This is a genomic window from Paenibacillus mobilis (assembly GCF_058267595.1).
Window position 1 is genome coordinate 140,108 of the sequence record NZ_JBZCMS010000010.1, and the last position, 19,585, is coordinate 159,692.

Sequence of the window (19,585 nt, forward strand, 5' to 3'; positions counted from 1 at the left end):
GGTTCCTCCTTGGTTGCATTTCCGATCAGCAAAAGAATGCGATTCCCGGACGGATCGGCCGTCTCGCAAATGCCGTCGTTTTCCGTTACGGAGACGCCAAGATTTTTCAGGTTCGTTATGACCTGGTCCCGGGCTTCGACACTTGGATAAATTAACGAAAAAGCTTGAAGTCCTGCACTGTTCTCCGCCGGCCTTGGCGCTCCGACCCCGTTCCAAGTATTTAATCCGATGTGATGATGATATTTACCCGTGGAAATGAATAACGCCTGGTTCCCAAAACGGCTGACCACCTCGAATCCAAGTCCTTGACCGTAAAACCTCTCGGTTTCAGGCAATTCGGAAACATGCAGATGGATATGGCCCATTACCGTACCTGCCGGCAGCCCCGCCCATACCTGGTCTTGTTCCCCCGCAAGCAAATCCCTGAAGTCCAAAGGATCAACGGCCATGACTACTTCGCCGCCTCTCCATGTCCATTCCGAAGCATCCCGGTCCCGGTAAATCTCAATGCCGTTCCCGTCCGGATCAGACAAATAAAGGGCTTCGCTGACCAGGTGGTCGGAAGAGCCGACAGGCAGCCCCACCTCGGAAAAATGACGAACCACCTGCGCCAGATCGGCACGGCTTGGAAGGAGCAGCGCAAAGTGGTACAACCCTGTGGTTCTTCCCTGATGCGCAATAACATCGGCAGGCTGCTCAAGGGTGATAAGCACGTTTTTCCCGTCTGCGGTCAAATCGGCCGCTCTCGCGGTCTGACTCAAAACTTTAAAGCCGATCACCTGCCGATAGAAATCCAAGGAACGCTGCAGGTCCTGCACTTTAAGGTAAACCCGCCCTACGTAAGTGTTAGGTTTGCTGTGGAAATTCACCATTTGTACTCCCTTCTAAACTGAAAATCAAATCTTAAAACTCAAAATCAAACCTTTCAGGTTTAAATCAGTGTGCCTATTACTCTTCTGTTTTGTCACTAAGTTACTTTATGTAAGTTATTATATTTTTAATATTTATTTTCGTCAAGTATGTAATTATTTTTCTGTAATGAAATAACTTTTGCGGTGTAGTATAATGGGGACGAAGGGAGTGATTCCTATGGGTAAGTCGATTTGTCCGAAATTTGAACAAGCCATGCAGTTGTTAAGCCAAAGATGGAGCGGCTTGATTATTCATCAGCTGCTGGAGGGTCCGCAGCGGTTTTGCACCGTAGAAACCGCAATTGGAATCAGCGGCCGGGTGCTGTCAGAACGTCTGAAGGACCTGGAGCAGGAAGGGATCGTAAGAAGAACCATTTATCCCGAAACCCCTGTACGCATCGAATATTCCTTGACCGAGAAAGGGCTGGATTTTGAGCCGATTCTCCGGGATATCGAAAAATGGTCCCAAAAATGGATCAAAGCAGAGGAACAATATATCGAGGAACAACTATCATAAACAAAAGCGGCCTTGGAAAATCCGGCCGCTTTTTTCTGTTTTTCCGTATCGGAAACGTTCCTGCCCTATCCTAACCTGTCAGGTTTTAATTAAATCTCCCTGATCTCAAACGGAAGCAGCACCTCTTCAATTTGACTTCTGTGAGGCTCGTATTCTTCCGGAAGCATCAGGCTGCTGCCCATCGTTTCGTAGGTTTCGTCATGCGCAAAGCCCGGCGGATCCGTGGCAATTTCGAACAGAATTTCCCCGTGCTCCCTGAAGTAAATGGCGTTAAAATAATTCCGGTCCTGAACGGCTGTGACCCGGTAGCCATTCGACTGCATATAACTCTGCCATTCCAGCTGATCCTGATCATCTTTGGCCCGCCATGCAATATGATGAACCGTGCCGACGCCCATCGTTCCCCGTGCCAAAGCCGTTATTTTTACATCAACGATATTTCCGATTTCAGCTGCAGCACGATACCGGGCGATATCACCTTCGGTGCCGACATATTCAAGCCCCATTACTTTCTCCAGCAGTTCTCTCGTCTGACCGGGATCCGCCGACAGCAGCGTAGCTCAGCCGAACCCTTTGATGGCCACTTCAGCCGTTACCCCGCCAAAAGCCCATGGATTCGGTTCGCCCTCCTCCCTTTCGACCAGCTCCAGATGAAGTCCATGCGGATCATCGAATTCGAGATAGTCCTCGCCGAATCTCGTCATTTCGGTAAAAGGGACGTTTAACCGCGTCAGTCTTTCTCTCCAGAAAGGCAATGCTCCAACCGGAATCACGTAAGAGGTAACCCCCACCTGACCCGATCCAATGGTGCCCCGATAAGCGTTCGGCCAAGGGAAAAATGTAATGATGCTGCCCGGTTGGCCTCCCTCATTGCCAAAATACAAATGGTACGTGCCCGGATCATCAAAGTTGACCGTTTGTTTCACCAGCCGCAATCCGAGCACCCCTGCATAGAAATCTACATTTTCCTGCGGATGCCCAACAATCGCCGTAATATGGTGAATGCCTGCTGTTTGTTTTGTCATTTTGCTCGCTCCTTTTCTTTATTACATATTTAAATATATTCACTTAAATTATCTTTAATTAAAGATGCTTGATGGATTCATCATACTTCTATCCGAAAGGAAAGTCAACAGGGATTGTCCGGCTTCCCTTCATGTTCGTGAAATAGGAAAAACCACTTCTTCCCTAACTACGCACAAAAAAATACACTACGGATATTGTGCGCACATCCGTAGTGTATTTTTTTTCAGGCCTTATTCTTTAACGCCGCCCAGCGCTACACCCGCAATAATATACCGGGATAACAGGAAGTAAACCACGAACAGCGGCAAAGCGGTCAGAGCCAGCCCCAGATAAATGGAGCCGAACTCCGTTTTGTAAATATCGCCGCGGAGCAGGCTGACCATGATCGGCATCGTATATTTTTCCTTTTGCGTGAGCAGGATCAGCGGCATGAACAGGTTGTTCCAGTTGCCCACAAAAGCAAAGATAGCCTGCGTGGCCACGGCCGGCATCATCAGAGGCAGGATGATCCGGTTAAAGGTGGAGAATTCACCCGAACCGTCTACGCGCGCTGCTTCCACAATCTCTAAAGACAACGTGGCGAGCAGGTATTGGCGCATGAAGAACACGACGGCCGGGGCCGCAATGGCCGGCAGAATCAACGGCCAAAAGCTGTTGGTCCAATGCAGCTTATACATAAATTGATAGAAGCCGATTGCACTGGCTTGATAAGGGACCATCATGACGCACATGATGAAGGTGAAGAAAGGCTGGCGCATTTTCCAGTTGTAAGCCACAAGCCCATAAGCCGTCAAAGAAGAAAAATAAACGGTAAAAACGGTCGCAGCCGTCGAAATAATAAACGAGTTCAGGAACCCTTGAATCGGATCGAAACTTTTGTCGAGCAGCACATGCAGGTTGCTCATCAAGTGAGTGGAAGGCAGCAGCGATAGACCGCTTTGGATCTCCGGCGTAGAGCGCGTGGCGTTGACAAACATAATCCAAAACGGAAGGATGCTGAGGATCGACAATAAAATGCAGACGATATAAATAATCGTTTTGCTGATTCTACGGCCGGCAACTTCGCTTTTCTGAACTTTTTCCATGGATTACACCTCCCGCGCGGCTGCTTTGGCAGCTTTTTCACTTTTGTAAATGTTTTTTTGGGCTTTTTTCAGTTTTGCCGCGTCACGGTCCCGCATGAAGTAGAACAGCAAGCCGGACAAGACCGCCGCAATGACAAACATGATCATGCTTGCCGCTGCAGCGCGGTTGTACATATAACTTCCCTTAAATGCCTGCCCGTAAATAAACATGGACGTGGTCAGCGTGGAATCGTCCGGTCCGCCTGCCAGGAACAGCTGCGGAATATCGAACATCGTCAAACCGCCGATCATCGAGGTAATCAGGGTATAAAGCAGAATCGTGCGAAGACTCGGCAGCGTAATGCGGAAAAAGGTTTGAAACCCGTTGGCGCCGTCAATCGCCGCGGACTCAAAGAGAGCCGGATTGATACCCATAACGCCCGCCACAAGGACAATCATCGTATTCCCGTACCACATCCAGAACTGGATAAATGAAACGATGCCCCTTGCCGTCGTCTTGTCCTGCAGGAAAAAGGTCGGCGCATCCGACCAACCCAGCATTTGAAACAAACTGTTGACCGGACCCATAGGGTAAGCGAACAAAGAACTGAAAAGGACGGCGATCGTACTCGCGGTGATAATATTAGGCATATAAAGCAAGACCTTAAACGCCCCTTGGCCCTTGATGTTGAGACGGCGGTTCGTGAACCAGGCCGTCAGCAGGAGCGCAAGAACGATCTGGGGAATGAAATTCGTAATCCAGAGCAAGGCCGTATTGACCAGGGATTTTCTGAACGATGGATTATCAAAGATCAAATCTTTGAAGTTTTGAAAAGGATTATCCAGAATGTGAATCGGTTTTGGAATTAAACCCTTCATATCCGTAAACCCGATCACTGCCGTATACAGGATGGGATACAAAGAGAAAATCAGAAACGCAAGGACAAACGGTAAGGTAAAAATGTAGCCGTATTTCGAATAGTTGACACCCTTGCGGCGCATGCTCTCACCTCATTTATTGGTAGAAGGGGCGGGAAATTTCGCCCGCCCCTTCCCTCTTTCTTATTCGCTCTTGTTTCTTGTTTATTCGCTGTCGATACCAAGCTGGTCTTTGACCTGCTGCTTGAAGGTTGCGATAGCATCGTCGCGGCTTTTGTTGCCAGCCGTATATTCGCGTACCTGGTCGCGCCAGAGCTTGTTGATCGTTTCGTCGTATTGGGTCAAGTTCTTGCCGGAAGCGTTGGCGTTAGCCGGAACAAACACGTCAAACATGTTTTGTCCGCCGAGGAGCGGAACTTCACCGTTGGATTTCGACATGACCACGGAGGAAGCTACGCTGTCCTTCGTCCCTTGCTCGCCTTCCTTCATCGTGCCGTTAGCCCAGTAATATTGCAGGCCTGTTTCGGAAGTATCCAGCGTTACCCACTTGATGAAGTCTGCAACCGCTTGTTTCTTCGCATCGTCCTGAAGGACATTTTTGTTGGCCAGCAGCCAAGTGCCGCCCCAGAAGAAACCGGTTGGCGGTTCAGTTACCGCCCAGTCGCCGTTCGTATCTTTCACTTGACCGCTCATCGTGTAGTTGATCAGCCAAGCCGGGCCAAAGAAACCGAAGATCGGTTTGGAGCCGGAACCGGACATATCCGCGTACCAGGCTTCCGTCCAGTCCTGCGTATCGTTGTGGTAGCCGTTGTCTTTCAGCTTCTTGGAAAGATCCAGGAACTCTTCGCGTTTAGGATCGATATGAAGTTTGCCGTCCACGATCCAGCCTTTTTCGGAGCTGTTTTCGATCGGGTGCCAAATGTCGCCGTCGCCGGAAACGATGCCGTATCCTTTGGCTTTCAGCTTGGCGGCAGCGTCGAAGAATTTATCCCAGCCAGGGCCGATGGCCGTTTTGATCGTTGCCGGATCGTCTGTACCAAATACGTCTTTGGCAATCGAGCGGCGATAAATGAAGGCGCCGCCGGTAGCCTGATAACCCAGGCCTTTCAGTTGGCCGTCACTGCTGGTGCCGATATCCACCGAATATTGGGCAATCCCTGCGTCCTTAACCATTTGGTCGTCCAGACCCAAATCAGAGTAATTGGCCGCATAAGTTGAGGCATCACCTTGTGTATATTTCAGCACAAACGCTGCTTCCGCTGAATAAATATCCGGGGCATCTTTACCGCCGGCAGCGAGTGCCTGGTCAAGAGCCGGCTGATAGGCGCCGTCGGTCGTTGCAATAACTGTAGTTTTAAATTCTACATTTGCGTCTGGATGCGTTTCCAAATATTTAGTCGTCATGTTCGGAATTTCGTCTGTGAAACTCCAGAGGTTGATCGTGATTTTATCGCCTTTTGCCGTTGAACCCGTGTTGGTGGATGAAGCCGTTGAAGCATTTGAGCTTGCGCCGGATGAGTTGGAATTGGAGTTTCCGCCGCCGCAGGCTGCGAGAACCATCGTCATCGCAAGCACGGTAGAGATTCCGGCTAAAACACGTTTCGTTCGTTTCATACTTTGCCTCCCCTTTTTATTGAAGCTATTTTGTAACCGCATACATGATTATAGACCCTATGTTTCGACTGCATAAGGAGGCCGCCATTGGGGAAAATTCCACTTTTTTTGGGTAGTGATTTTGGGTCTATTTTTGATTGGAGGCAAAAAGAAAAGACGCCAAGAATGTTCTTGAGCGTCTTTAGATTCGAATAGAATGCCTGACTTCAATTTAAATTGTCCAGAAGAGAAACGATGGCCATTATCCGCTCCCGCTTACGGAGCCGACGAAATAATCACCCGGCTTACGTTGGCTCCGCCCAAACCTCCGCTCACGCGGATCACGTTATGGGTGCCCGCATTCAAATCAATAAGACGGCTGGCCTGACCGGTATAAGTGCCCCAGCCCCCAGTACCGGGCAAAGTAAGGTCATAACCGTTCCCGGGCGAATCGCCGCTGGCGTTCACGTGAAAGGTTGACGAGTTGTCCGCAGAGGCGTAGATGACGGTAAGCAGCTTTTTGCCGCCCCCCAAGCCGTCGATGCCGGTCAACTCGAAATAGGAGCCCGGAATGTGCAGGTTTTCAATGTTGCCGCCGGATTTGGTTGCCCCGCCTCCAACAGTCACATTGCTTCTGCTCATCGGATATTCCTTTTGCTGAGGTTCGCCGGGGTTCTGAGGTTCTTGGGGGGCCTGCGGAGTTCCCGGATTCAGCGATACGATGACCCGGGATACGTTGGCCCCTCCCATACCGCCGCTCAGCCGGATCAAGTTATTTGTGCCGGGTTCCAAATCGATTAAACGGCTGGTCCGGCCGGTGTAGTTCCCCCAGCCTCCCGTGCCGGGCAGGGAAAGGAAATACCCGTCGCCGGAAGGGTCGCCGCTCGCGTCCACCTTAAAGGCGGCTCCGCTGTCGCCGGAAGCGTAAAGCACGGTAACAAGCGCTTTGCCGCCCGTACCGCCGTTAATGCCATTCAGTTGGATGTAGGAACCCTGGATGTGCATATTTTCGATATTGCTGCCTGACCGGGTCGCCCCTCCTCCAAAGGATACGCTGCCGGCATCCATCGCATATTCCGTTTGCTGGGTGTACTCGTCAAAATTTTCATTAATCAAGTCGTAATACTTGACCTCCGTCGCCTGGGAACGCGGCCCAACGGCCGGGACGCCGTCCGCTGTCTGAATGACCTTTTGGATCGTTCCGTCGGCATTGAAATTCAACCGGTCGACGGCTACGGAACGCAGTGTTCCGTTGGCGGAAATTTTAGCGTTATGATAAAACATGTACCAGTTGCCCTTATACTCCACGACGGAACCGTGGGAGGTTTCGCTGCCTTCTACCGGATCCAGGATGACGCCGCGGTTTACCCAAGGGCCAAGCGGGCTGCTGCTGGTTGCATAACGCATATTGTTCCCGCCCGAATGGTTATCGGAATACATCAAATAATAGAGATTTCCCCGTTTGAAAACCCAGGTGGCTTCATGGAAGTCGTTCAGCTCCGTGAACTGCTTGATCGGGCCGTCTAACGATACCATGTCGTCACCCAGCTTGACGCCGTAGCTTTTCCCCCCGCCGCCGGCATAAAGGTAGTAGGTCCCGTCGTCATCGCGGAACACGCTGGGGTCAATCATGTTGCCGCCCGGAAGCCCTTCTATATAACCTTGGACTGTAAAATCCGCGGCTGGTTTATCGCTCGTGGCCACTCCGATTTTCCAGGTGTCGTTCCAATTGCTTCCGCTGGGATGCGGGAAATAGAAATAATAAGTTCCATCCTTGTAAGCAGCGTCCGGTGCCCACATAAATCCTCCCTCCGGACGTCCCCACGGCACATCGTCAGCGCTCAGAATCTCCCCTTCATCCACCCAATCCACCATGTTATCCGAAGAAAACACATGGTATTTATCCATCAGGTCACTGCCTCTGGAAGGAAAAATATCGTGCGACGGGTACACATAAATACGTCCATCATCCCATACATGCGCAGAAGGGTCGGCTGTAAAAATACTGGTGAAGATCGGATTGCCGGAATAGGCGACATCATCGGCGGATACGGAAGAGGACGTGAAACCGAAGAAACCGGAGATCACCATAGTTCCTGACAATAATAGGCTCAAGAGCTGTTTTCTCATAAGACTACCTCCTCAAGTATTTGGTTTCGGGCTGCAGCCCGGCTTACCGTTTCAAAAACGCACATCCCTCTAGCCTGCCTGGCATCAGACAGCAGCAGACAGCGAAGCAGAACAACCAACCACTCCTCTCGGCGTGCATGATGGAAAAAATGTAAATATTATGAATCAATAATAACTTACAATATATGTAACCTGTTAGATAGTGGGACATTATTAAACTTTTAATGCCATTCTTGGCTTCCCTTCCTCCCGGCGCAAACAAAGAAAACCACTCCGGAATTTAGAAGTGGTTTTCTTTATTAAAGGACTGTTCCTTGTACGTTAGATGGAACCGTCTTACGTCGGATTTTTTAGAATTGAGAAAATCAGCCAACGGTTTTTCCCTCCGCCCGTTCCCCCACCTTCCCCAAGCTCCGGTCGAGCAGGGTCATTCCAATGAGAACGATACCGATTCCTCCGCAAAACCAAGCAATATGATGCATGCCGGCCGAGGTGGCCCCGGATTTGAGAAACAGTCCGTTCGCAGCCGATGCGAGGATAGCCCCCAAATAAAAAAAGGTTCGCATCAAACCGGATGAAGCGCCTATCTGCTTGGGATCCGCTTGATAGTAGACCGCATTCTGGTTGGCCAGCGTAAATAAGCCTTGAGGAATCCCCAGCAGCAGGGTGATCACGATCAGGAAGACCAGACTGCTCGATGAATGGATGAATAGCAGGAGCATGACGGCAATAAATTGAAAGAAACTTCCGACGATCAATTTCAAGCGGATGGCAGGATTTTTTCCTGTGGCCCGAGAGACCGCAATAGCCGCCAAAAACAACGGAAGCAGCAGCAAACCGTCCACGGAAGGGGATAATCCCCTGCCTTTCTCCAGCCATTGCGGATACCCGTACAGGAAACAGTAACTCACGACAGCGTACAGCAGGCTTCTTGCATAGGTGAGCAGCAAAGGAATGTTTCCGCCCAGCAGCCGGAGATTAATGAAGGGATCCTTGGCTTTTAATTCGGCAATCGTGAATACGGCCCCCACAGCCATTGCAATCAAAAACAAATAAAAATGGCTCCAGCCCGGGTTCATCAAAAAAAGCAAAAGCGAGGTTAGCGTAATGCCGAAGAAAATGATGCCCTTTAGATCTATGGAGCTTTTTATTCGCCGTCCCTCTCCGTCCAAGCTTGGCAGGGGCTTTGGAAAGCGGGAATAACCCAACAGGACACAGGCAATCGACAACGGAAGGTTCAGTATAAAAATGCTTTGCCAGCCGCCGAATTCAATCAGCAATCCTCCCAAACTCGGACCAATAACGGCAATGGTCTGATTGGAAATCGCAAGGGTCGTGAGAATCCACGCCGGACTTTCTTCGCCTGTGCGTTCCGCTTCCCTGCGAATCAGGTACATGGAGGCAGGATAGCCGGCGCAGGTGCCGAACCCGAGCATCACTCTTGCCGCTACCAGCCACCAGAAATTGGGGGCAAACGAGGCAATAAGGCTGGAGATGCCCACCAATGACGTTGCCAGGATAAACAGGGGCTTGGGACCGAAATTATCAATCAGCTTGCCGACAACCGGCTGCCCATCGACGTCGCGAGATACAAAGCAGAGACCAGCCAGGCCGTCTGTGACGGGGGAGCCCCGAACGCCTCCCCGATCGGGATCAAGGCAACCGATATAATCGAGGAGTTGATCGGATTCAGAATGGAGCCCAGAATCATCGGCAACATCAATTTTTGGTTAAAAAGAGACGCATTGCGGGCCCTGGACAAGGTTGATTCCTTCTTTCCCTTTTGTCGTTTATTTCAATGTATCGATCCAGGCCTCAATCGTTGTGACATCAGCCTGACGCGGAAAAACTTTCTCCAGCAAAAACTGGTGCATATCCGGTTCAGGATCAAAACACGCATCGGCCAGCACCTTAATGCCAAAATCTTTGTCAGCCGCTTCCCGAAGCGTAGAAAGCACAACGCCGCTAGTAGAGATTCCGCATAGAACAAGCTCCCCGATTTGCTGCGCACGCAAAATGACTTCCAGATTGCTGCCGGCAAACGCGCTGACGCGATATTTAGTCACGACAGGTTCATGGGCTTGGGGCAACACGGACTCATGAATCTGCGTAGCTTCATCTGCGACCGTCATCCCGCCGTATTTGCCTATGTTCGAGAACATTTTGTTAAGCGGACTAATCTCAGGGTACCCGGGACTAAATCCCACTCTCACGAAAATGACGGGAAGCCCGTGCACACGGGCTGCTTGAACAGCTTTCCGATAGGCGGCCAACGCCTCATCCCGGCGATCTCCCAGTCGGGAAACGATGCCATTTTGTACATCCATGACAAGCAAAGCAGCTTTACGACCTACATTTTGCATGTGTTGTAAACTCCTTTTCATTGGATTAAAATTAAGCGGAGAACCATCTCATTTATATTAAACGGAGAATTCTCCGTTTGTCAATTTGTTGTTCCATTTACCGAGGAGTGATGCCCCAATGGCCGAAAAAAATCAATCCCAGGCACGTCCGGAACGGCGCGATGCCGCCGAAAACCGTCAGCGCATCCTGGATACCGCGCTCAGGCTGTTCGATGAGCTGGGAGTTGAGCAAGTCAGCATGAATCAAATCGCTTCGGAAGCCGGCATTGGTCCAGGCACGCTCTATCGCCGTTACCGGAATAAAGGGGAACTATGTCTGGATTTGATCAAGGACAAAGTGGAGATTTTTTTCGAGGAAGTGGAGAGCTTTCTTGAACAGAACCGGGCAGAGCCGCCAGGCACCCGATTAAACGGAATTCTCCGGTTTTATATCCGGTTCAGGGAGAATAAAGCCCAGCTGCTCAAGGGCGTTGAGGACGCTTCAAATGCCAAACCCTCCAAGGTTACGAAACGCAGCCCGATTTATGATGAACTTCATCAGTATTTCGCTGACCTGTTTGAAGAGATGACGACCGTTAAAGGAGCTCGGCCGAGCAGCTCATTCCAGGCGGACCTGCTGCTTGCCGCTTTGCGCAGCGATACTTACGGCTTTCTGAGGGAAGTGCGGGGGTATTCGCCGGAGGACATTTTGGAGCAGCTTTGCGCCACTTTTATAGACGATAAAGGAATATGAGCAGCTGAATTTAATTCAATAAGAACAAAAAGGCCATCCGATGGATGGCCCTAAAAATAAAGGCAGCAGTGAAACCAACGGCAGAAAACCTGCCGTCAGGAACCCTTTGAACCCTAAATCAATCACTGCTACTGCTGTTCCTCCTCCAGCGTTACGGTCACCTTAAACAAATCTCCGTCAATTTCGAGATCCAGCTCTCCCCCATGCAGGTCCACTATCGATTTGGCGATCGCAAGCCCAAGGCCGGAACCTTCCGTATGGCGGGAAGTGTCTCCGCGTTTAAAACGTTCAAACAGCTCGTCGATATTTTCGCTCAGTTCATATTTGGTTACGTTCTTGAACGTAATGATCGTTTGCCCGGGGTTTGCTTCTACTCCTATATACACCCGAGTGTTTTCAAGCGCATATTTGACACAGTTGCCGATCAGATTGTCGAATACCCGCCACAGCTTTTGACCGTCCACCCATACCAAAACCGGGCTGTCCGGAGTCGTCACCCGTAGCTGAAAGCCGGACTGTTTGATCGTCTCGTCATATTCGGCAAGTGCCTGCTCCAGCAGCTGGACAATATCTACTCTCTCCTTCGCAAGCTCGACTTGCCCGCTAGCCATTTTGCTGGCTTCGAATAAATCATCGATCAGCACCTTCAGCCGCTGCGACTTGCGGTCAAGAATGTCCACAAAAGCCTGCCGGTCTTCTTCGGAAAGCTCCTTGTTTTTAAGCAGCTCGGTATAAGTAATGATAGAAGTCAGCGGTGTCCGTAAATCATGGCTGACGTTCGTGATCAGTTCCGTCTTTAGTCTTTCACTTTTAGCCTGCTCCCTGCGCGACGTTTTAACGCCATTTTTCAGCAAATTGATGTTCGCCGCCAGCGAAGCCAGTGGTGATTTCCCTTCGATGGTCAGATTCTGCTCCAAATTACCGCTGACCAGCAGGGCCGTATGACTGGCGATCCGGTTAAAATAACTGATCCGTTTCAAGGTAAGCCAAAGGGCCGGAACCGCGAAAAGCAATAAAAGAATCGCGTAAATAACGATCGCTTCATTTCTTGTGCACACCACAGCAAAGCCGATGCCTGATCCGAAAGCAACAACCAAAACGAACAACGCCTGAAAAGCCAACGACTTAATCAACGCTGCTTCCCTAAGACGTTGATAGATCCAGGAAGCCACCGTTTTTCTCGAAGCTTCCTTAAAGGATCCTGCCTCGCGGTATTCCTTGATTAGCATCCCCGCCTGCAGGACCAGCAGCAGCATGAACAAAGAACTCACCAACAGGTATACCAGCGAATGATATAACATGTCCGCAAATCCAAATCCATACCCCAAGGAATTCTGGGTCCATTTCATATGGACTAACGCCGAAATTGCCGTTATGAATAGCAGCAAGGCTCGAAGATCGAACGGAATTCTGCGGTAATAAGGAATCAAAGCATCAGCGGATCTGAACAGCCTTTCTATCCGGTAGCGGCGTGTCACCCCAATCAGCCCTGCAAAGGCCAGTACACCTAAAGCGGTATATACGAAAAACGAAATCTGTTTATTCTCATACATGTGAAACTCGGCCATGACCGGAGAGTCCTCAGGCAAGGATTTAGGAACGCCGATCTGTCCTTCAAAGGTCCCGTATTTAAAGCCGATCCCATTTTGATCCACCGGGGAATCGGTGTAGACGGCTTGATTGGATGCCGTTAACGACCGGTAGTTATGGATGAACCTCATCCCCGAGCTTTTTAATCCGTTATCCGCATTGCCTTCATCACTGGAAGCCACATTCGTAAATACCTTCCCGGTTTCCGTCTCTACTAAGCGATAGGCGAATGAGGCCTGAAAGTTTTTATAGTTGGAACGATAACGCTCCAGATCTTGAACATACTCTTTGATCTCCTGTTCCTTTTCTTTCACGATCTTTGTTTTAACCGCATCGTCACTTTTGAAATCAGCCGTTATATCGGCAATTTTGCTGTTCATTTCTTTGGTAAAAAAGGTCACGAGTTCCTCGTTGCCGGAATTGCGCGCTTCCTGAATTTGAGATTCGTATTGATCCCGGATGGCCGTCACCTGGTCGGTCAAACTGCCGGATCGGCTGCGGTAGTCTTCGATTTCCGCCTGAGTGACCGTGATTTTTTGTTTGGCCTGATCGGCCGAAATCGCGTTAAAATCCATTTGATTCACGTAATTAATCAGCTGCTGCACCTGATTGGCATACTCCGCCGTATAAAAATAGTTTTTCTTAAAATACGTGCCTCGGGTCTGCGCCAGCTGAAACAGCGTGCTGACACTCAGGGTCAGCAGGACCACCCAAATCAGCGTTAGCAGACTATTTTTCCATTTTATATCCAATTCCCCAGACCACCTTTAAAAAATTCGGATTTTTAGGATCGATCTCAATCTTCTCTCTAATGTTACGGATATGGACCGCGACGGTATTTTCCGCGTTGAAGCCCGGTTCCTTCCAAACCCGTTCGTAAATTTCGTTGATCGAAAATACCCGGCCGGCGTGGAGCATGAGCAGTTCAACAATTTTATATTCGATCGGAGTCAGCCTCACTGGCTCGCCATGAACCGTTACCTCTTTGGACGAAGGATCAAGCACCAGGCCTTTCAGGTCTACCACCTTGCTCTGGCCTTCATAATGCCCCAACGTCACATATCGGCGCAGGTGCGACTTGATCCGGGCAATCAGCTCCAGCGGATTAAACGGTTTGGTGACGTAGTCATCGGCCCCGACCTGCAGTCCCCAAATTTTGTCCATATCCTCGCTTTTGGCGCTCAGCATAAGGATCGGAATATTTTTCTGCTCCCTGATTTTAAAGGTGGTCGTTATTCCATCCTGACGCGGCATCATAATATCCAAAACAATCAAATGGATGTCCTGCTCCTTCAGCACTTCAATGGCCTCGATCCCGTCTTTGGCCTGAACAACCGAAATGCCTTCATTTTTCAGATAGATTTCAATCGCGCGCCGTATCTCTTGATCGTCATCCACGACCAGAACGCGGTATGAGCCGGTATTCACTTTTTCGCCCCCTCTCTATTTTTTGTTCCAAGCTTTTGGAATAGTTCTATTGTAATTTCCGGTTCTTAATAATTAGGCAGGGAATTTCTTAAGGAATTCTGAAGAATGGCAACGCCTTATTCTAATTTCTCCGCCGGGGAAGCGCAACATACTTCGCTTAGCAAACCTTTTCCAATAAAAAGAAAAAGGCCGATTTCCCTCTAGGGAGATCGACCTTTTGGATCTTTCTGGACGCCGCCTGGCTATACTTTTTCAACTATCTTTATAAAAGCACCGGGGTGTATGCAGCTCAGTTCCCCCAATATTGCTCCGCAATCCGTTGACCTTGTTTAATTTTCGCCCACTGTTCCTCTTCCGTTAGCTCATTGCCGCCGTCACAGGACGCAAATCCGCATTGGTGGGAAAGCAGCAACCGGTCCTTATCAATAATTTTAGAGGCCTCGTCTAGCATTCTGATTACACGGGTTTCGTCATCAAGCGTATTGGTTTTGGAGGACAACAGCCCCAGCACGATTTCTGTCTCAGGCTTGTCCTTGAATACCGCCAGCGCCTCAAGCGAACCCGCACGTTCATCATCCCATTCCAGGAAAAAGCGGTCATATTTAAGCTGCTTCAAGAAAAGATTTGCAATTTTAGCATAGGAACCGCCGCCCATATTACGGGAATCATAATTCCCGCGACAGTTGTGCGTCCACATTTTCAGCCCTAAACCATGACCAAAGTCGATAATCGTATTGTTAATATCGATAAACTCTGCAGCTAATGCCTGTACTTCCGCTTGATTAATATGCTCGCCCGTATAGGGGGAGTTCGGGTTATCGTCCGCAAACAGCTCCCATAAGCAGTCGTCAAATTGCAAAATTTTCCCGCCGGCAGCAGCAAAGTCCTGAACAAACTCCTTATAAGCCTTAACAAGACCTGCTTTCAGCTCCAGTTTATCCTTATAAACGGCTTCTTTCCCGCCAATGTTATCCGACCAGGACAGCTCCCCGAAAATATGGGACGGAGAAGGCACGCACAGCTTTGTTTCCCGTTCGCCGGCATGGGTTTGAAGCTTTTTAAATACATCGATAAAATGATGGTTTTTCCCGCCCAATTCACCCGTAATGCGCAAACCGATATCTTTCCGTGTTTCATATTTCGAAGTTCCATCCGTATCTCTGAAAAAATAGCCATGATCCGCTATGTAGCGGCTCACACCTTGGAAGCCCCAGACAAAGTCCAGGTGCCACATCGATTTGGAATATTCCCCATCGGTAAGAATGGACAACCCATTTTTAATTTCTTGATCGACTACAGCCTGAATCGCATCGGATTCACACTGCTCATACCCTTGGAAATCCTGGTAAAAAGGATAACTGATATCATCGCGATGTTCGATCTGATGTTTATATTCCAATAAATTGGACGGACGTAACAAGCTGCCTACAATTTGAAATCTATTGCACATGAATATTCCTCCTCAAGCTAACACACGCTCTTTTGTCATGCTTTAATTGTAGCATTGAGGAAAACCTTCCACCTAACACTTAAAATCAATATCCAGCTATAGCTAAAAGTTATATCCAGAACCAATTTTAATCTTAAGGGTATATCAAGCGTAGCCATAGGATTCCCTACCCGTACGAATGACGAGCCTGTGGTAGATAGGAGAATGCTTTTTTAGATGAAATTCGTTTTGTGCTTAGCTGCACTGCCCTAATGATTAAAACCAAACTATCCTTACATAATGTATTGATCCAGGAACGTGTTGCGAAACTTACCTGTTGGATCGTATCTAAGCAGCAACTCCCGAAAATCCGTTAACCGCTCATACTGCGCTTGTACCCTTACCGGCTCCATCGTAAACAGTTTTGCCCAATGCGGGCGTGCTCCAAACGGCTCCAGTTCACGCTCCATAAGCGGAAGTAACTGGCGCACCCTTTCCCATTCCGGCTTCCATGTGAAATGAAAAGCAACACTGTCCTGCCGGTAGCAGGGGCTCATCCAGAGGGTGTCCGCGGCAATGGTTCGGATCTCGGAGATGAAGAGCAGAGGCGCAATTCGATCACTCAGCTTGCCTAACGCGCGCAGCGCCTCGGCCGCATACTGCCTCGGCACGAAATATTCACTTTGCAGCTCGTTGCCCGCACTGGGGGTAAATTCCATACGGAAATGAGGCAGCCTTTCGTGCCAGGGGCCGGGAGCCCCCAACTGCTCGCTGCAGTTCACCACAGATTGGCCAGGTACCATATGAAGTTTTTCCGAAGCTGGCAAAGCCCCGAAGAAATGGCCCGCCCCCTCTTCCTGCCCGTTGATTTCCAGCTTTCGTTTTACCCACGCCTGATTAAATATGGGTTCCGCCCAATTCGTAAACAAACTGACACTGTAGGCAGCAGAGAAAATTTCGTCCAAGCCGCCGCGAGCCAGTGCCGAAAAAGGAAGACGCTCATATACGGTCTGACTAACCTGAAAGGAGGGGACTACATCCAGTTTAAGCCTTGTGACGACTCCCATTCCGCCAAGTCCAACAACCGCCCCTTCGAACTCGGGGGCTATTCCGCGCGTGAGTGCCGTAACTTTTCCATCCGATTTCATCAGCTCGATAGCGCTTACAGAAGCGGCAAGGTTTACATTCAAATCACCCGAGCCATGTGTGGCTGTCGCAACGGCGCCAGCTACGCTTATATGCGGCAGAGAGGCTAAATTAGGCAGCGCGAAGCCATGATCGTTTAAGTAACGGCACAGATCGCCATACCGAATACCCCCTTCAACAGTTACGGTTCTCTGTGCTTGATCAAGCTCAATGACCCGATTCATCTTTCTAAGCGAAAGCTGGCTGCCCCCGGTATCGGCAATCCCGTTAAAAGAGTGACGCGAGCCAAGCGCACGTATGCTTGTGCGGCTAGCGACCAGGTCCTTGACCTCTTCCAGATTTTCAGGCTCAAGCAGTTCCATCGAGCTGTAGCGATAATTCCCGGCCCAGTTCAGCTGATCTCCCATATGAACGCTCCTCTTTAATAGGCTAGTTATAGATTTGAATCTGATGAATTATTGAGTTACCTATGGATTTCATTGTCTACTATATACATTTGCCTAACACTAGCCATAATCCTTTCTTTATAAAAAAATCCGATACCCTAATTGGCATCGGCGGACCCAAACTTGAAAAATAAAGGACTAGACTTACGCTGTTATCATCCGCGGATATCGTTTGTTTTCTAGAATCACTTTATTCTAACGATTACCTTTCCTTTGGCCCTTCCGCTTTCCAAGTAATGAAAAGCTTGACCTGCATCTTTCAAATGATACACCTGATCAATAATTGGCTTAATGAGACCTTTTTCAATATGCTCCTTTAAAACCCTCAATTGTTCCCCGCTTGGTTTCATGAATAGAAAGTGATATTCCGTTTTACTCTTCTTCTCCTGAGCTTTGATCTTACGGCTTGCGATGGACAAAATTGTTGTTTTCATCCAACCCAATTTCGCTTCTTTTCCAAATCTGCCGTTTGGCATGCCAGAGATGGAGACGATTTTTCCGCCTGGTTTCAGGATGTGGAATGATTTCTCCAAGGCTTCTCCACCTAAAGTATCAAAAACAGCGTCATATCCGGTAAGAATTTCTTCAAAATTCTCTTTTTTATAATTAATAATTAGATCGGCCCCCAGCGCTTTGACCAATTCATAGCCTTTTTCGCTTGCCGTTGTGGCGACAAAAGCGCCCATCAGCTTGGCCAACTGGATGGCGAAGGTGCCTACGCCTCCCGAACCAGCGTGAATCAAAATTTTTTGGCCTTTTTGAAGGTTTAATATTTCACCAAAAGCCTGGTAAGTCGTAAGTCCAATCAACGGGATCGATGCTGCCTCTTCAAAGGTTAGATTTTGCGGCTTCAGCCAAATGTCTTTCTCATGAACCGCAATAAATTCAGCTAATGTTCCGATTCGGTTTTTGCGGGGTCTTCCGTACACTTCATCCCCGGGTTTAAAAGTATTCACCCGATCACCAACTTTGACGACAACACCGGAGAAATCATTTCCTAAGATTAGAGGAAACTTGTAACTCAACAGGAATTTCATTTCCCCTTCTTTAATCTTAAAATCAATGGGGTTTAAACTCGCCGCATGAATTTCCACCAGAACATCATGTTCTCCGATATCAGGTATTGGCTGTTCAGACATCATTAAGGGAACATTTTTTCCGTATTTCTCAATGACCATAGCCTTCATTTCAAATCACTCTCTCTTGTGATTATTAGTTTAAACGAATGAACCTAATGTGCGGAACAAGTTCCTTCCCGCAGTATTTCCTTCAGTATTTCCGTTCAGGCCTTAGGGGATTATTGGACAAATCGCATGCTTGTTCAACAGAAGTAATTAATGATTTGAGCTGCTCAAGCGGTTTACGGACAGTTAATATATAATAGTTCTCTACGCCTTTTTTTTCGGCTTTAATGTAGCCAGACTGTTTCAATACCTTTAAATGATGGGATATAGCCGGTCTAGACAAATCCATATGGCTTGCTATTGTATTCACATTAAGTCCTAATTTGTTCTGCGCCAACAGCATAATAATAGCTTGACGGTTTTCATCGGTTAGCACTTCCAATAAAGGGATACAATCTTTAAATTGTTGCAGAACTTGCTCTGTTTGTTGGTTCATTCCATCCACCTCTATAGTTCATTCGTTTAATCCTTTAAACGTAATTATAGCTATTTTCTTATCAAAAGCAAGCTTTCTTCCAGCAAATGAAACAACAAGGGAGCTCAGACTAATCTGAGCTCCCTTGTTGTTAGCTAAATGGCAACCATTATTATTCAGTTGTATATTTCTTTAATCGTTACCATGTTCAGTGACATTAATGTTGGTGTCTTAAATACTCAGTAAAATCAATAAATCCCTGTTTTTCATCCTTTATCTAAAGTTACAATATAGTTGGTTACCAGGAAAATGATGTTAAGCACATGGTGACAATAAAGTTTGTGTCTGGTATTTACATTTAAGTTGGTGTCTATCGATAGCCTGTTTATATTTCAGACATGTTCATATTCTATCCATAACTTATCTTCCGCCCCTATATGTTTTTTAAAAAATACAGTATGGCGCGCTGCACGAGATAAACCGCAGCGGCCCGCTGTAAGTTTTCTACCTTGATTACCTTTCGATCGAGGCGGGTAACGAGTAGCATTAGCTTTGCCGGCCGGCCCCTTCTACTTCCAGCAGTGTTTATAAATAAAAGACCATTCCAATGAACTGTACCCTTTGTCAAGGACACTTGTAAAAAAAGGGACTTGTGGTTTTAAGCCGCAGATAAAAGATGATTCCTGTACTGTACAGGAGTCATCTTTTTACGTCCCCATTGATATCTGTGG

At 48.4% G+C, this 19,585-nt stretch carries 15 protein-coding genes and 2 pseudogenes; 2 read left to right on the forward strand and 15 right to left on the reverse strand.

The window, feature by feature from the left end:
* Positions 1-23: 23 nt before the first annotated feature.
* A pseudogene (locus AC3ZPD_RS18075) lies at positions 24-869 on the reverse strand (VOC family protein); the annotation flags it as partial.
* Between the two features lie 220 nt (positions 870-1,089).
* Here AC3ZPD_RS18075 and AC3ZPD_RS18080 point away from each other — a divergent pair.
* Positions 1,090-1,428, forward strand: a complete 339-nt coding sequence (locus AC3ZPD_RS18080) for a winged helix-turn-helix transcriptional regulator (protein ID WP_490985675.1) — start codon at positions 1,090-1,092, stop codon at positions 1,426-1,428.
* Positions 1,429-1,517: 89 nt separating this feature from the next.
* Here AC3ZPD_RS18080 and AC3ZPD_RS18085 read toward each other — a convergent pair.
* The 8 genes and pseudogenes from AC3ZPD_RS18085 to AC3ZPD_RS18120 form a co-directional block, all read right to left on the reverse strand.
* Positions 1,518-2,453, reverse strand: a pseudogene (locus AC3ZPD_RS18085) (ring-cleaving dioxygenase).
* A gap of 231 nt (positions 2,454-2,684) precedes the next feature.
* Entirely contained in the window at positions 2,685-3,539 is an 855-nt protein-coding gene (locus AC3ZPD_RS18090; RefSeq protein ID WP_490985676.1) for a carbohydrate ABC transporter permease, read from the reverse strand.
* Between the two features lie 3 nt (positions 3,540-3,542).
* Positions 3,543-4,520: a carbohydrate ABC transporter permease gene (locus AC3ZPD_RS18095; RefSeq protein WP_490985677.1), complete on the reverse strand. Its 978-nt coding sequence runs from the start codon at positions 4,518-4,520 to the stop codon at positions 3,543-3,545.
* Between the two features lie 81 nt (positions 4,521-4,601).
* Complete coding sequence (locus AC3ZPD_RS18100) at positions 4,602-6,011, reverse strand: ABC transporter substrate-binding protein (protein ID WP_490985678.1); 1,410 nt, start codon at positions 6,009-6,011, stop codon at positions 4,602-4,604.
* 255 nt (positions 6,012-6,266) lie between these two features.
* A complete protein-coding gene (locus AC3ZPD_RS18105; RefSeq protein WP_490985679.1) occupies positions 6,267-8,120 on the reverse strand; it encodes a family 43 glycosylhydrolase in 1,854 nt (617 codons plus the stop codon).
* Positions 8,121-8,485: 365 nt separating this feature from the next.
* The gene (locus AC3ZPD_RS18110) at positions 8,486-9,730 is read right to left on the reverse strand and encodes an MFS transporter (RefSeq protein WP_490985697.1); all 1,245 of its coding nucleotides are present in this window, start codon (positions 9,728-9,730) and stop codon (positions 8,486-8,488) included.
* Entirely contained in the window at positions 9,670-9,882 is a 213-nt protein-coding gene (locus tag AC3ZPD_RS18115) for a hypothetical protein (protein WP_490985680.1), read from the reverse strand. The genes AC3ZPD_RS18110 and AC3ZPD_RS18115 overlap by 61 nt, the downstream gene beginning before the upstream one ends.
* Before the next feature lie 28 nt (positions 9,883-9,910).
* Positions 9,911-10,483: a cysteine hydrolase family protein gene (locus AC3ZPD_RS18120; protein WP_490985681.1), complete on the reverse strand. Its 573-nt coding sequence runs from the start codon at positions 10,481-10,483 to the stop codon at positions 9,911-9,913.
* A gap of 118 nt (positions 10,484-10,601) precedes the next feature.
* On the opposite strand from AC3ZPD_RS18120, the gene AC3ZPD_RS18125 reads away from it, so the two are divergent.
* The gene (locus AC3ZPD_RS18125) at positions 10,602-11,216 is read left to right on the forward strand and encodes a TetR/AcrR family transcriptional regulator (RefSeq protein WP_490985682.1); all 615 of its coding nucleotides are present in this window, start codon (positions 10,602-10,604) and stop codon (positions 11,214-11,216) included.
* Between the two features lie 128 nt (positions 11,217-11,344).
* Here the strand turns inward: AC3ZPD_RS18125 and AC3ZPD_RS18130 are convergent, their stop codons facing one another.
* From AC3ZPD_RS18130 to AC3ZPD_RS18155, 6 genes are all read right to left on the reverse strand, one after another.
* Positions 11,345-13,558, reverse strand: a complete 2,214-nt coding sequence (locus AC3ZPD_RS18130; protein ID WP_490985683.1) for a sensor histidine kinase — start codon at positions 13,556-13,558, stop codon at positions 11,345-11,347.
* Complete coding sequence (locus AC3ZPD_RS18135) at positions 13,536-14,234, reverse strand: response regulator transcription factor (protein WP_490985684.1); 699 nt, start codon at positions 14,232-14,234, stop codon at positions 13,536-13,538. Before AC3ZPD_RS18135 ends, AC3ZPD_RS18130 begins: the two co-directional genes overlap by 23 nt.
* A 289-nt stretch (positions 14,235-14,523) precedes the next feature.
* Positions 14,524-15,684 (reverse strand): cobalamin-independent methionine synthase II family protein, encoded by a 1,161-nt coding sequence (locus AC3ZPD_RS18140; RefSeq protein WP_490985685.1) that lies wholly within the window; start codon positions 15,682-15,684, stop codon positions 14,524-14,526.
* A gap of 272 nt (positions 15,685-15,956) precedes the next feature.
* Positions 15,957-17,216, reverse strand: coding sequence for an FAD-binding protein (locus AC3ZPD_RS18145; protein ID WP_490985686.1), 1,260 nt, complete (start codon positions 17,214-17,216; stop codon positions 15,957-15,959).
* A gap of 224 nt (positions 17,217-17,440) precedes the next feature.
* On the reverse strand, positions 17,441-18,442 hold the full coding sequence (locus AC3ZPD_RS18150) for an NADP-dependent oxidoreductase (RefSeq protein ID WP_490985687.1): 1,002 nt from the start codon (positions 18,440-18,442) through the stop codon (positions 17,441-17,443).
* Positions 18,443-18,524: 82 nt separating this feature from the next.
* A complete protein-coding gene (locus AC3ZPD_RS18155) occupies positions 18,525-18,875 on the reverse strand; it encodes an ArsR/SmtB family transcription factor (RefSeq protein ID WP_490985688.1) in 351 nt (116 codons plus the stop codon).
* Positions 18,876-19,585 lie beyond the last annotated feature (710 nt).

Bases quoted from the DNA above. Each gene is read 5' to 3' on its own strand.
- AC3ZPD_RS18155 (WP_490985688.1), bottom strand. From the start codon at position 18,875: ATGAACCAACAAACAGAGCAAGTTCTGCAACAATTTAAAGATTGTATC.
- AC3ZPD_RS18140 (WP_490985685.1), bottom strand. From the start codon at position 15,684: ATGTGCAATAGATTTCAAATTGTAGGCAGCTTGTTACGTCCGTCCAAT.
- AC3ZPD_RS18100 (WP_490985678.1), bottom strand. From the start codon at position 6,011: ATGAAACGAACGAAACGTGTTTTAGCCGGAATCTCTACCGTGCTTGCG.
- AC3ZPD_RS18090 (WP_490985676.1), bottom strand. From the start codon at position 3,539: ATGGAAAAAGTTCAGAAAAGCGAAGTTGCCGGCCGTAGAATCAGCAAA.
- AC3ZPD_RS18095 (WP_490985677.1), bottom strand. From the start codon at position 4,520: ATGCGCCGCAAGGGTGTCAACTATTCGAAATACGGCTACATTTTTACC.
- AC3ZPD_RS18120 (WP_490985681.1), bottom strand. From the start codon at position 10,483: ATGCAAAATGTAGGTCGTAAAGCTGCTTTGCTTGTCATGGATGTACAA.
- AC3ZPD_RS18150 (WP_490985687.1), bottom strand. From the start codon at position 18,442: ATGAAGGCTATGGTCATTGAGAAATACGGAAAAAATGTTCCCTTAATG.
- AC3ZPD_RS18125 (WP_490985682.1), top strand. From the start codon at position 10,602: ATGGCCGAAAAAAATCAATCCCAGGCACGTCCGGAACGGCGCGATGCC.
- AC3ZPD_RS18105 (WP_490985679.1), bottom strand. From the start codon at position 8,120: ATGAGAAAACAGCTCTTGAGCCTATTATTGTCAGGAACTATGGTGATC.
- AC3ZPD_RS18145 (WP_490985686.1), bottom strand. From the start codon at position 17,216: ATGGGAGATCAGCTGAACTGGGCCGGGAATTATCGCTACAGCTCGATG.
- AC3ZPD_RS18080 (WP_490985675.1), top strand. From the start codon at position 1,090: ATGGGTAAGTCGATTTGTCCGAAATTTGAACAAGCCATGCAGTTGTTA.